Genomic DNA, 12,315 nt, shown 5'->3' with positions numbered 1-12,315 from the left:
ATCAGCTCACTGCTAATCCGGGCGATCGCCAGAAGCATAAAAACCCAGCCCCATGATGATTAAGCCAGGCCAATAAAGATGGGCGAGGATTTCTAAATTTTCCCCAAAAGTATAGAGAAAAAGGATAAATAATACTGCCAAGCCGGCTTCCGCCACTGCATAGCGTTGGGCTTTAATTAATAACAAAAAGAGACTAAGAACCATGGGAATGGCTAAAGCATAGAAACCAACAATGCCCTTCACAAATAACAAACCATACCAAGTGTGATGGGAGCCAATGGGCATATATTCCACCACGTGGGGTCCCGATTCCACAATGCCATGGCCCCAAATGGGAGCTTCCGTTTCCCAGCGATAACCGGCAATCTGCTTCAAGGTGGTGCGGACTCGGCTAGATTCCGACCGGGCCTCGGTGAATTTTCGCATTATGGTATCTAATAGGTTAAACAGCCAGGGGGCCATGATGCCAGTAATGGTGCTCCCTATGCCCAACACCATGAGGGTAAAGGGACGACTGAGGCGGGCTAGGCAAAAGGTGAAAATGGGGGTCAAAATCAGGGAAACGATCGCCAAGCGGGACTTACAAATTTGGGCCAGGTAGAGAGAGCCAATAATGCCAAACCAACGCCATTTTTTATTTTTCTCTTTGAGGGCGAGCACAAAATAGATATTAGCCACAAAGCCCAACGCCGGCCCCCAGGGGGTAAATAACCTTTGGCGAATGGAACCATCAAAATCCACTTCGTAAAAAGAAACATCAAAAAAAGTGGAGCCGGGACCTCCCACTGCTTTGAGGGGAGAAACATAGAGAATTTCTGGAAAATGGAGGAGCGGGGCAATGATTAGTAGGGGGGAAAGGAGTAGGGTTTGCAAACAGATCACACAGACGGCTCGGTAAATTAGCTGGGGCCGAATAGGTAAACAACCTGCCAAAGGATACAGGGCCAGAGCTGCCCATCCCTTGAGCCAACCAATGGAAGACTTAATAATGGTGCTTGTGGGCAGGTCAAAATCCAAATGTCCCATCACCAAGGCCACCTGCATTATGGCCATGCCAATGAGCCAAACCCAGACTAGCCAGTGGATTGTAATTTTTTCCGCCTCTGGGGTGGCCTCCGTTTGCAACCACCATTTCAGCCCCACGTATAGCCCCAGAATTAACCCTAATACTGACCCGACAATGTAGGTGGCCCCCAGGAGGTAAAAACCGTAGATGTAGACCATGCTGTACCAAACCAGCCGTTCGGGAAAATTTTCGGGCTTGATGGGATCGTTCACGCGAGGATTTGGCGAGAAATTTTGGTCAGTACTATTAAAATTGTGTTGCGCCACCACAGTAAGGTCAGACCAAAGGTAACCAGGACAGAACCGATCGCCGCCCCTGCCAGAACCAGCTTAGTCTTCGGTGCCGAGGGGGTATCGGGTAGGGTGGGGGGCTCCACCAATTGCATCAGGGGAAAGGAACCAAAGGGATCACTTTTGCCTAAATCCGCTTTAGCGAGGGTGGAGGTAAAAATGGCCTCTGCTATCTGCACTTTACGGAGATGGTTTTCCAACACCGATTCCTTTTGCACCATAATTTTCAGCCGACTTTCCAGTTCATTAACCTGTTGGGTCAACGCATCCACCTCTGCCCTGATGCCCTCATATTCAGCCTGGAGGGTAATTAGTTGTTGAAACAGTTCCCCCCGCTTTACGCCGGACTCATTACTATTGTCCAAATTTAATCGTTCAATTTCCTCCAGGGTAATGGCCTTGCCCAACAGGGCTTGGCCCCGTTCTAGTACTGTGGCCAGGGCCGCCCCTTGTTTTTGTTTCAGTTGCACCACATCGGGGTAATTGGGCCCCCGCTCTTCCAACAGAGCGTTTAACTCTGTGCTGGCGGTGGTATATTCCTGCAAACTTTTTTGAAAATATTGGTCTGTTTGCAGAGCCAACACCGTGGGGGCCTGTTCCGGCGCTAACTGCACTGCCAAGGTCAAACTTTGCAGGCGATCGCCAATTTGTTGAGTTTCAGCCACCTTTTCTGCTCGTTGCATCCGCAGGGTCTCAATGGTGCTAATCAAGTTAGTTATCTGCTGGGAAGAACTCAAGCCAGACTGGGCTTTATAGTTTGATAACTGGGCTTGGGCTTGGGTAAGCTTATTTTGAGAATCCTCCAGGGCAAAAGTAATGGCCCCGTCCCGTTTTTCCTGTTCAATTTGCCTCAGGGTATTAAGCCGCCGTTCTAGGGTTTGGTACAAACTGAGGGCTTTGCGCTGGGCTATCTGGGGGCTAGGGCCCGATTGGGAAATACGGATGGTGGTGGTGTTGGGAATGAGGATAATTTTCGGCTCGCCAAATTCTTCCACATCTATGCTCACGCTGGCTGCCGCTTCTTGAATTACCGTATCCCCCAGGGCCAATAACTTGTAGTTTTCCCTTGGATCGGAAGAACTACCAAAGGCCGAGGTGGTGGAAGTGGCCGCCTGGCCAACATCGGGGAGGTTGAGGTTTACCCCCAGGGCATTACCGGCCACATGAATTACCAATTCACTGGTGTAGGTGGGAGCGGTGTGCTTGAGGTAACTTAACGTTCCCGCCCATAGTAATGTATTGGCCCCCACTGCCAAAGTTAAATATTTAGCAATGCGCCCCAAAGGCAAGCTTAATTTTGGTTTAACCGTTGCGACGTCCTCTTCTGCATCTATTTCCCCTACTTCAACATTGTCCATGGCACCATCTTCAGGGGCGTTAAGGGTTGCAGACTCGTTACCGTTGGGAAACCGGTCCTTAGTTGGGTAGGAGGGAGTGGTGGCCATAGCAATAACCTAACGGTGTGGTTAAAATCCCTAACGGAGGAAAAGATTACGGAAAATCAAGAAGGGGTCTAGGGGACTGAGGAAATCAGTGATGGAGCGGAAAATATCCCTAGTGTTGGTCATACCGGAATCGTAACAAGCAATGGCATCCCTCGGCATGAGCAGGGGGTTGTCGGTGTTGCTGTGGGAATTACGCACCAATTCTTCCACTGGTTTTTCGGTGATCTGGGTTGCACCATTGGCCGTATCTACCCGCACTAAAATGGCCCGGCGATCGGCGTTGACATTAGCAGTACCCCCCACACAGTTGGCCGCCACCACTGCCTGACTAAAACGGGCCCCATAGGGAAAGGTGATACCTTCTTGTTGGTTCCCCACCGCCGAGGTGGCATTGCTATTGGCGGGTACAGTGAGGTTGGAAATAAATACTTTAATACCAGGAGGAGTGATTTGGGAGGGACGGGCCAAGACCGGTTGAATTTCGCCAGCGCTGGGTACCACTAGGCGATCGCCAGCCATGAGGGGAATATCGGCCACCGCATCCCCAGTGAACACCCCCGACAGGTCTAGGGGAATTTCTTCCTCTCCCCGTTGCACCACAATGTTAGCTACATCCGCTGTGGGTAAAACGCCCCCCACGGCCCGGAGTGCGTTAATGCCGTAGCGCCAAAAGGGATAATCTCCCGTCACCGACTGACTTTCTGGGGACACTGTAATTTCGTTGCTGGGTTCTCCAGGGTTTTCAATTAGTACTCGCCCTGGCTGGAATACCTCCCCTGCCACCGTTACCTGTACCGGCGCCCATTGCAGCACCTGCACTGATAACTGGAGTTTATCCGGGGGAAAATAACCCTGATCGGTTAGTAATTGATGGAGTTTTTCTTCCACTGCGGCACTTTCTAACCCTTCCACAACCACGGGGCCCAAAAAAGGCACTTCGATTGCCCCAGCCTGGTTGACTACGTAAACCCCAGCAAAATATTTTTCGTTGGGAATGGAAACTTCCAGGCGATCGCCAGGGGAAAAGGGCAGGGCCCAGACCCCTTCTTGCCAACCGAGGATTAGTAATCCCAACGTAAACAACCAACGCCCCATCATTTAAGCTTCTCCGGCCAAGGCCAAATGTCGAAATACTGTGCGGGACGCACACCAAGTGAAAATAGGTAAACAGAGCCAATGGCTGACCAAAACGGCGATCGCCACCCCCACATTGCCCCCTTGTACTCCCCACATTAAACAACCGGCAAAAAGGGTAGTAAAAATTAAATTCCACCAGAGGTCCCATTGGGGCTTATCCACCGCTAGCAGTAATTGGGAAGCAGCATCGGCAAAGGGCCGGGGAATGGCTGATAGACAAATTAACATCAAAATAGGAATGGCTCCAGCCCACCGATCGCCAAAAACAAGGGGCACATAAAAGGGCGCTAAACTGGCTTGCAGAAGCACAAAGGGAATAATCACCAGGGCAATGGTTTTTTGACTCTGCCAATAGCGGGTCCGGAACTGGGCCAAGTTATCCCGCACGTCGCACAGATGGGGAAGTAGAGCTGCTTTGATGGAGGTGATAATGCCCAAACTAATGCCCAGTCCAGCATTAAAGGCAAAGTAATAAACCCCCAGAGCTTCCACACTCAAAAAGCGTCCAATGATCAGGTAATCCAAATTACTACGCAGAGTATTTAACAGTTCCACCCCCAGCACCGATTTGCCAAAGCCAATTAGATCGCCCCAGTGGTGACGGTGAAATCCTTTGGAGGGTCGCCAAGGATGGTAACGACGCATAAAGTAAACCCAAATGGGGGCTACTAAAATTTTAGGCAAAATAATCGCCCAGAGACCAAACCCAAACAGGGCAAAGATGGCGGAGAGGATATTGTCGCTGGAAATTTGGCTTAACTCCGCCAGGGCAATAATTTTAAACCGTCCTTCCCGCTGAATTAGGGCCGCTTGGATAATGCCTAGGGGAATGGTGAGGAGGTTCACTGCCATGGCACAGATGGGCAAAATTAACCGTTGATTGTCGTAGAAAGCGGCAATGGGAAACGCCACTAAACATTGCCCAATGAATAGCCCTATAAACATCACCCAATTGAGCCAGTAGGCTGACTCGGTCAATTCCTCCAGCCGCTCTGCCTCAGTTTGGATCAGACGAATTACTACCCCGTTACGGGTGAATACTCGCACGAATTCATTGGTGGTTAACACCAGTGCCGCCAGGCCGTAATCCTCCTTGGTTAGAAACCGGGCAAGGATAACCGTTGCAATTAGCCGGGAAACCCGAATTATGGCCCCAGAGCCCCCTAACCAACCGAGGTTCCGCACAAAAGTACCGTTTTTGTGGCTAAATTTGGCTTTAAGCTTGGCGATTAATTCCTTCACCCGGGTTTCTTCTCTCCTAACTGTCCCTGGATACCGGATTGATTTGACTTTGAAGGCTTCATTGTAAGAGATTGCCAACGACATTCCGCCATTTAGCTAGCTCCGATGGCACTACTCTATGACCGCCCTCAGATAGTCATGCCATTCCTGTACACATTTTTCCCAGGCATTGGCCACGGCTATCCTTCCTGCTATTCCCCATTGTTGTAACTGTTCTGGACTGACTTTGGCGATCGCCCTAGTCAACATTTCCAGATCTTCTGGGGGACAAAGCAGACCAAACCCATCTACTTGTTCTAGCAGTCCATCCACGGCGGTGGCGATAATACCTTTTCCGGCCGCTTTGGCTTCCAACGCCACCAAACCCCAAGGTTCCCAACGAGAGGGAATAATTACCCCGTCACAATCGGCCAAAAAAGTTGGTACATCTTCCACTGGCCCCACCAATTGCACTGAAGGCAGGACAGCAGTTAATTGCTTAATCAAGGCTTCGTCCTCACCATAGCCCCCCAATTTGATTCGGATTGGGAGATCCGGGGGCAGACTGGCGATCGCCTTTAACAAGAGGTCGAAGCCTTTTTGGGGCGCAAACCGTCCATAGACCCCCAGGGTTAAAGTCGAGCTAGGGGGTTTCAAGGGCAAAGCCAAAAATTTGGCCAGGGGAGAGGCTGGACGAATAACCTTTACCTTGGCTGGATGCACTAATTTATGGTCGATTAGCCATTGTTTTTGGGCCCGGGAAACACTGATCACCCCATCAGCCAATCCGTAGGCAGTTTTAAGTAAAAGCCGGAAACGCTGGAGAGATTTAACTTGATGCTGTTCAAAGCCAGCACAGTAGTGATGCTCACAAATATATACCGGTGCCATGGTCTGCAGTCGCCACAGGGCAGGTAAATATTTCCAGGCACTGGCGTAATGGAAAATGACAGCGTCCGGCAACTCCCCCTTGACTCGCTTTAGCCCTTGCTCCAGGGTCATGGTTTGGCTAGCAAAACTCTCTCCCAGGGAAGAATTCAACAGATTGCGGACCAGGTGGTTTGAGCCTCCCGGCCGGCGATCGCCAATTAAATGCCAGATAGTTTTCATGGTAGCCAGGAGGTTAGGTCTCGCTTGATCAGCTCTTGACAGGCCAGAATATCTTCTCGGTACTGGGTTTGCAATTGTTGCTTCAGCACCGGATCGAGGGGAGGAGTGGTCAAATTACTATGCTGGATGGACTGCCGTAGTTTTTGCGGTAATAGAGGCTTGACAAGGGTTTTGAGGACATTGGGTTTGGTCAACAGGCCATGGAGCCAGGGATTTTTCGGCATTCCCGATTTATTGGGCCGTTCACTGAAATCCGGCATGAACTGAGCATCAACTCCTAGGAAAGTGAAAATATCTTGCATTAGCCCTTGGGCATCACGCCGCAAGTCTTCGTAGAGATAAACTCGAATTTGGTTAGCGGGGAAAAGGTCATAGTATCGCTGCACCTGCTCGGTGTAGTAGCCGGCCTGTTGATAGTGCCAAAACCATTCCCAGTTCGCCTCCGTCCGCTCCGGTTCCTGGGCTAAGGCCTGGGCAAAATCCAAGGTTGTCTCCCGGCCATCTCTCACTAGATGGAGATAATTGGCATAGGCCCGGGCCACTGGCTCCCGCAGAATAATAATAATTTTTGCGGTGGGGCAATGATGCTGGATTCTCTGGGCTACCTGGCGATCGTAAAGGTATAAAGGGCAGGCTTCCCCGATCGCCGTTTCGGTAGTTACTCCTTGAAATTGGGCTTGGTAATCAGCCAGATTAGTGATGGAAAAATCCGCCACTGCCTCATCCCCTGGACCCCGAAAATTTAACTGCTGTCCTTCGTAGGCAAAAAAGTTAGTTTCTTTGCCTGGAGTCATATAGATGGCGGGATGTTGTTGGAGGTAATGGTGCAAGGCGGTGGTGCCAGCTTTGGCTGCACCAACAATGAAGAAGTTGGGCAACCGGTTGGCTTGGGCAGTGGTGGAGAGATGGGGCGAAAGGGTAGTAACCATGGGGAAGGGGAAACTTAATGAGGGTGGGCAATGATGGAAAATGGCAACCTAGCAAGCACCACTATGTTTAGAAAATACTACGGTGATGGTTTTCACCAGGAGCTTGAGGTCATGCCAAAGGCTCCACTTTTGTTGGTACTGCAAATCCAGAGCCACCACCTCTTCAAAACTACCGATGGAAGAGCGACCATTGACCTGCCATTCCCCCGTTAAGCCAGGTTTGACTTCCAATCTTTCACCATGGTGGATTTCGTACTGGTCTACTTCATCCAGGGTGGGGGGACGGGTACCGACTAAACTCATTTCCCCCAAAAGAATATTGAGAAATTGAGGAAATTCATCCAGGCTGGTTTTGCGGAGAAAGTGACCTAATTTAGTGATGCGGGGATCATTTTCGTTTTTGAAAAATGCTCCTTCAATCTGGTTTTCCACTTGTTGTTTCAATTCATCGGCATTGACCACCATGGAACGGAACTTCCAAATCCGAAATTGTTTGCCCCGATAACCACAGCGCCATTGGGAATAGAGCACCGGGCCAGGACTGTCTAACTTAATGGCGATCGCCAGGGGAACAAATAACAGAGCGGTGATTCCTAAACCGATAGTTGCCCCCACCATGTCCATCAACCTTTTTGCCTTGGACTGAACTGAGGGATGGACTTCGAGAGTCAATTTTTCCCCTGGGACAATCACTTGATTGGTGACCGCTGGCAGGGTTAAATATTTGTCGATGCCAGCCTGTTGGAAAAGGGTCTGCACTTTTGGCCCCACGCTCCAACCCATAACTTCAATGCCCCGGGCCTGGGCCCAACGTCCCAAGCGTCTCAGATAAATGATGGCACTGCTATCTAACCCCTGGGTTTTAGCAAAATCAAAAATTAAGCGTTGCAGTTGGGCTTCTACGTTAATTTCTTGATGGAGCCAATTTCTTAACCGGTCATGGAGGGCAATTACTTCTGCTTGGCCCAACAGAGCGGGCATTTCAATTAGTTGAACAGCGCTAGCCATAATGATTACCAGGGGGTGAAGGAGGCATCGGTCTGGGAGGGGGCTCCGTTGACCTATTCCTACTATCCCAGGGGCAGATCTACGTTCCTGTTCACGCCCATGTCTAACTTTGGCGATCGTTGTTTAACTTATTTGCTTCAGTAGCAATTCCTACCCGATAAGCCTAGCTAAAATGCACTTTTTGGTAAGTATTTCGTGGATTGCTTATTTTATTGGGGAAAGACACCTCAAGAACCACACATCCTTCCTCTGTTTTAAAAGGCCCATGAATTTCGCCGGGGGGTCTACTAGCGTAGTGGCCGGTTTCTAACCACATCTCAAAGGCATAATCATATAGGCGACCGCTCACGATAAATACCTCTTCGGGATAGTCATGACTTTTGCTTCCCAACGGTGTTGTGTCGGCCTTGGGAAAAAAGCGGGTTAAACGGGTATATTCACCTGTTTCACCATCGATACTCAGTGTTATTTCTTCGGCCATGCCTTCAAGACCTTCGATGGGATGCCACTCGTTTTGATTTGCCCGACAAAAATTGGCAATCTATTGAATTAAGACACATTGAAAATTCTCCCGTTAATTCTTTGGTAATTAGCGATGATAGTCGCTTTTTATTTAGTGGCCATAGCGATGGTTGTGTTCGACAATGGGATTTACAGACAAAAGATCATTGCCAAACTTATATTAGCAGTAGGGCAAAAATTTCAGCACTGGCGATCATCAATAAATCACCCAGTGTGTTTAGTGCCCGTTCAGATTGTCAAATCATTGGTTGGGATTTAGAATTTCAGAATATTTTATTAGGCTTTCGAGGTTTGGGATCCAATCACAGTCATGCAGACACGATTAATTGCTTGGCTTCTAGTCCCAACGGCAATATCTTAGCCAGTGGCAGTGATGATGGCTTAGTTAGGCTTTGGATTACTGCTACAGGCAAGTGGAAAAAAACTTTCAACAGCCATAAAGGTCCAATTAAAGTGGTTACCTTTGGGGTAGATGAAGAACAGCTAGTGGTGGGCTATGAAGATGGCTCCATTGTTATTTGGGAAATAAACAATGCCCAACATTATTTAAATTTAGGTAACCATGAGCACGCTATTGTCGATCTAATTACAGTAGATGAAGGCAAATTGTTAGTCAGTGCTAGTAGAGATGGAATAGTAAAAATTTGGGATTTAGAACAGGATTTATATTGCCAATCTTTTGAAACTAATCAAGCTGATTTATTGGGTATTAGCGTTAATCCAGTAAGCAAAATAATCGCCACAGCTACCAATCAAGAAGTTAAACTTTGGCAATGGCAAACCTGGCAATGTTTAGAAACCCTGGCGGGGTGTTTTCCAGCACAATTCAGTCCAAATGGAGGTTTATTGGTAACTTCCAGCCAGTCTAGATTGCTGAAAGTTTGGCAGTTACAAACCCCGACGCAACTGTGCCTTGATTACCAAAAATTTAGTCTCAACTTAGAATGGTGGGACGTTTTGGGGGTCTCACCAGAAGATAATGCCCAGACAGTAAAAGCTGCCTATTACAGACTTGCTAGGCAATATCATCCGGATCAAACTACTGTTACCCAAGAACAGCAGATGGCGGTTATTGCTATGCAAAAGATCAACTGGGCCTATGAACAGTTTTGCCGCATTAACTCAAGGTAACGACCCCGGTTAGCCTGAACCCACAACTAGGGTTGAGATACCTTGCTGGTTAGTTCCTTTAGGGGTTGCCAGTGGTGGATGTCATCCAAGAGTGCTTTGTAGCCCGCCACGTTGGGATGGAGTCCATCGGCCATGAGATGATCGTTAATCCATGCTTGGCCCCGTTGTTGCCAAATTTCAAAGATATCTAGGTAAGGAATTTGGCGATCGCCGCAGGCCTGTTGGGTAATGGTTTTGAAATGATGTTGGTCAGCATGGTTAAAGTAAAAACAATCAAGGAAAGGCATGGGAGCTTCGTTGACGGGCACCATACCGACAAAAAGCACCGGGCAAAGTTGACGAGCGCTGTCCAATAGCTGCTCCACCTGTTTTTGAAAGAGAATTTCATCGGTGAAACACCGTCCATCAGGCCGACCCAACCGGGGGGAGTCGTTCACCCCCACAGAGAGAATCAGCAAATCGGGGACTTTGTTGCGGATTTCTCCCCGTAAACGAAATTCTTGCTCCAGACGTTCACTAACTTGGGCTACCCGATCGCCACGGATACCGAGGTTATAGAGGACGGGGCCATTTTCTTCCATCCAAAATCGCCGTAGCCGTTCTGCCCAACCGCCACCAATGGGATCTCCGTAACCGTAGACAAGACTGTCCCCCATGGCCAACACTTTGAGGGGATGGTCAAAACGGGGAGTTTGGGTAAGGGTCGACGCAGGGGAAATCGTTTGCATGGGATGATGTCCTAGGGTCGGGCGGGTAAAATCAAAACCAATGGGATGGATTGTAACGAGATCTTAACTGAGATTCTACAGGTTGACGTAAGCATTTATACACATTTGCCCCCCGGCGATCGCCAAATTGGGGCAAAAAATTAGATAATTGCGGCGCATTTGCCCCATCCTATCCCCGATAAACTAAAGGTTGCAGTAAGCAACGATACTTAAACCCATTGGTAATGACCGTACCTCCCCCCCTCTCCCTGGCCGATCATAGTTTGGGCTTGGCCATCCACACCGCCACCGGCCAGCTAGGTTTAGCTCTACAACGGGGAGAAAATCCAGTGGCCCAGCAAACTTGGCCCTTGGATCGGGAATTACTCAATCGATTACACAATTGTTTGGGGGATTTTTTGCCTAGCCAGCAGTGGTCTGAGTTAGATTATCTGGCCGTCGCCCAGGGCCCCGGTAGCTTTACCAGTGTCCGCATTGGCATGGTCACCGCCCGAACCTTAGCCCAGCAATTACAAATTCCCCTATTTACCATTTCCACCTTGGCCTGTTTTGCCCAATCTTTGGTTAAAGCCTGTGACGATGGCGAATTATTGGCTGTCACCATGCCCGCAACCAGGGGTTATCTTTACGGAGCGCTCTATCAAATAGTCGGGGAAAGACTAATTATCCTAGATTGCGATCGCCTTTGGTTACCGGAGGATTGGCAACAACTTATGGCGGATAAAGGGGTAAAACAGATTCACGCTACCCCAGATCAGCTTGGTATCACTGCCCCCCAACTCCTCACCCTAGCTTGGCAACATTGGCTCCTTGGCGATCGACCCCACTGGTCAGCGGCCCAACCTTTTTATGGCATGAGTCCCACCGACTCTGTGGCAAATTAACTTACTTTTTACTGCTAAAACATTAGGGATAAAATAGTTTATAAAGTTGTTTTTTTTGTTAACCATTGCCAAGTAAATAGAACAATAAAAGCGGGGTTGTTAATTAAATATCTGCGCCATAATCGCTTCGGTTCCATGAGCAAACGGTAGAGCCATTCGAATCCCATGGCCATTAACCAACGGGGAGCTTGAGACACCAAACCACTGTGAAAATTAAAAGCGGCTCCCACCCCCACCATCACTAAATCTAGTTTTTGATAATGATTAGCCATCCAAATTTCCTGCTTAGGACAACCTAAACCAACAAAGAGAATATGGGCTTCCGAACGCTTAATTTTTGCTAGGGCCACTTCTTCCTCCTGCGGTTCCAGGGGACGAAAAGGAGGAGAATCAGCACCAACAATATTGAGTGTAGGAAAACATTTAATTAGGTTAACTTGTAGTTGAGTTAAACAAGCCTCGGTACCACCGTAGAGGTAAATACCAAGGTTTTCCGCCGCGGCCCGCTGACAAATTGTTAGCATCAAATCCGGGCCATAAACTCTGGTGGCCTGCGGGTAACCGAGCAATTTTAATCCCCACACCAATGGCATACCATCGGGGGTGACCAACACAGCTTGATTAATAATTTCTTGATAACTTTTATTGCCATAGGCACTCATTACCACGTGGACATTGGCCGCTACCACATAACTGGCGATCGCCGCTTTAGCTAAATTAATGATGGTGGCTGTGGCTTGTCCATAGTCTGTGCAGTCAATTCTCGTGCTGATAATGGTGCGGGAAATAGTCACAGCAAAAGCCAAAGTGGATGTCTGGGTGGTTTAATTTTGCCATTGTCGGA

General features: G+C 48.8%; 12 protein-coding genes. 2 read left to right on the top strand and 10 right to left on the bottom strand.

Translation table 11 applies throughout. The features are described from left to right. Positions 1-12 precede the first annotated feature (12 nt). The 8 genes from BWK47_RS00275 to BWK47_RS00240 all read right to left on the bottom strand — a co-directional run bounded on the left by BWK47_RS00275 (position 13) and on the right by BWK47_RS00240 (position 8,747). Positions 13-1,278: an O-antigen ligase domain-containing protein gene (locus BWK47_RS00275; protein ID WP_162327123.1), complete on the bottom strand. Its 1,266-nt coding sequence runs from the start codon at positions 1,276-1,278 to the stop codon at positions 13-15. After that, complete coding sequence (locus tag BWK47_RS00270; protein ID WP_204250434.1) at positions 1,275-2,801, bottom strand: GumC family protein; 1,527 nt, start codon at positions 2,799-2,801, stop codon at positions 1,275-1,277. The genes BWK47_RS00275 and BWK47_RS00270 overlap by 4 nt, the downstream gene beginning before the upstream one ends. A gap of 30 nt (positions 2,802-2,831) precedes the next feature. After that, on the bottom strand, positions 2,832-3,899 hold the full coding sequence (locus BWK47_RS00265; protein ID WP_162327122.1) for a polysaccharide biosynthesis/export family protein: 1,068 nt from the start codon (positions 3,897-3,899) through the stop codon (positions 2,832-2,834). Next, entirely contained in the window at positions 3,900-5,264 is a 1,365-nt protein-coding gene (locus BWK47_RS00260) for a lipopolysaccharide biosynthesis protein (protein WP_162327121.1), read from the bottom strand. Positions 5,265-5,291: 27 nt separating this feature from the next. After that, entirely contained in the window at positions 5,292-6,269 is a 978-nt protein-coding gene (locus BWK47_RS00255; RefSeq protein ID WP_162327120.1) for a glycosyltransferase family 4 protein, read from the bottom strand. Further along, positions 6,266-7,198, bottom strand: coding sequence for a sulfotransferase family protein (locus BWK47_RS00250; RefSeq protein ID WP_162327119.1), 933 nt, complete (start codon positions 7,196-7,198; stop codon positions 6,266-6,268). The genes BWK47_RS00255 and BWK47_RS00250 overlap by 4 nt, the downstream gene beginning before the upstream one ends. 48 nt (positions 7,199-7,246) lie before the next feature. After that, positions 7,247-8,206 (bottom strand): sugar transferase, encoded by a 960-nt coding sequence (locus tag BWK47_RS00245; protein ID WP_162327118.1) that lies wholly within the window; start codon positions 8,204-8,206, stop codon positions 7,247-7,249. 163 nt (positions 8,207-8,369) lie between these two features. After that, positions 8,370-8,747 carry a cupin domain-containing protein gene (locus BWK47_RS00240; protein ID WP_443081630.1) on the bottom strand — a complete coding sequence of 126 codons (378 nt, stop codon included), beginning with the start codon at positions 8,745-8,747 and terminating at the stop codon, positions 8,370-8,372. Here BWK47_RS00240 and BWK47_RS00235 point away from each other — a divergent pair. Beyond that, entirely contained in the window at positions 8,669-9,859 is a 1,191-nt protein-coding gene (locus BWK47_RS00235; protein ID WP_257793033.1) for a DnaJ domain-containing protein, read from the top strand. The genes BWK47_RS00240 and BWK47_RS00235 overlap by 79 nt on opposite strands. Before the next feature lie 26 nt (positions 9,860-9,885). Here BWK47_RS00235 and BWK47_RS00230 read toward each other — a convergent pair whose 3' ends face one another. Further along, positions 9,886-10,587: an SGNH/GDSL hydrolase family protein gene (locus tag BWK47_RS00230; RefSeq protein WP_162327115.1), complete on the bottom strand. Its 702-nt coding sequence runs from the start codon at positions 10,585-10,587 to the stop codon at positions 9,886-9,888. Positions 10,588-10,811: 224 nt separating this feature from the next. Between BWK47_RS00230 and tsaB the strand changes: the two genes are divergently transcribed. Then, positions 10,812-11,471, top strand: a complete 660-nt coding sequence (tsaB, locus tag BWK47_RS00225; RefSeq protein ID WP_162327114.1) for a tRNA (adenosine(37)-N6)-threonylcarbamoyltransferase complex dimerization subunit type 1 TsaB — start codon at positions 10,812-10,814, stop codon at positions 11,469-11,471. A gap of 38 nt (positions 11,472-11,509) precedes the next feature. Here tsaB and BWK47_RS00220 read toward each other — a convergent pair whose 3' ends face one another. Next, positions 11,510-12,265, bottom strand: a complete 756-nt coding sequence (locus BWK47_RS00220) for a WecB/TagA/CpsF family glycosyltransferase (protein WP_162329553.1) — start codon at positions 12,263-12,265, stop codon at positions 11,510-11,512. Positions 12,266-12,315: the final 50 nt, after the last annotated feature.

This window comes from Synechocystis sp. CACIAM 05 (assembly GCF_010222815.1).
Taxonomy (GTDB): domain Bacteria; phylum Cyanobacteriota; class Cyanobacteriia; order Cyanobacteriales; family Microcystaceae; genus Synechocystis.
Note: the sequence above shows the minus strand (reverse complement) of the source record. Positions and strands in the feature narration are given on the sequence as shown.

Coding starts and splice junctions, on each gene's coding strand:
- BWK47_RS00230 (WP_162327115.1), bottom strand. CDS start 10,587: ATGCAAACGATTTCCCCTGCGTCGACCCTTACCCAAACTCCCCGTTTT.
- BWK47_RS00270 (WP_204250434.1), bottom strand. CDS start 2,801: ATGGCCACCACTCCCTCCTACCCAACTAAGGACCGGTTTCCCAACGGT.
- tsaB (WP_162327114.1), top strand. CDS start 10,812: ATGACCGTACCTCCCCCCCTCTCCCTGGCCGATCATAGTTTGGGCTTG.
- BWK47_RS00250 (WP_162327119.1), bottom strand. CDS start 7,198: ATGGTTACTACCCTTTCGCCCCATCTCTCCACCACTGCCCAAGCCAAC.
- BWK47_RS00260 (WP_162327121.1), bottom strand. CDS start 5,264: ATGTCGTTGGCAATCTCTTACAATGAAGCCTTCAAAGTCAAATCAATC.
- BWK47_RS00255 (WP_162327120.1), bottom strand. CDS start 6,269: ATGAAAACTATCTGGCATTTAATTGGCGATCGCCGGCCGGGAGGCTCA.
- BWK47_RS00245 (WP_162327118.1), bottom strand. CDS start 8,206: ATGGCTAGCGCTGTTCAACTAATTGAAATGCCCGCTCTGTTGGGCCAA.
- BWK47_RS00265 (WP_162327122.1), bottom strand. CDS start 3,899: ATGATGGGGCGTTGGTTGTTTACGTTGGGATTACTAATCCTCGGTTGG.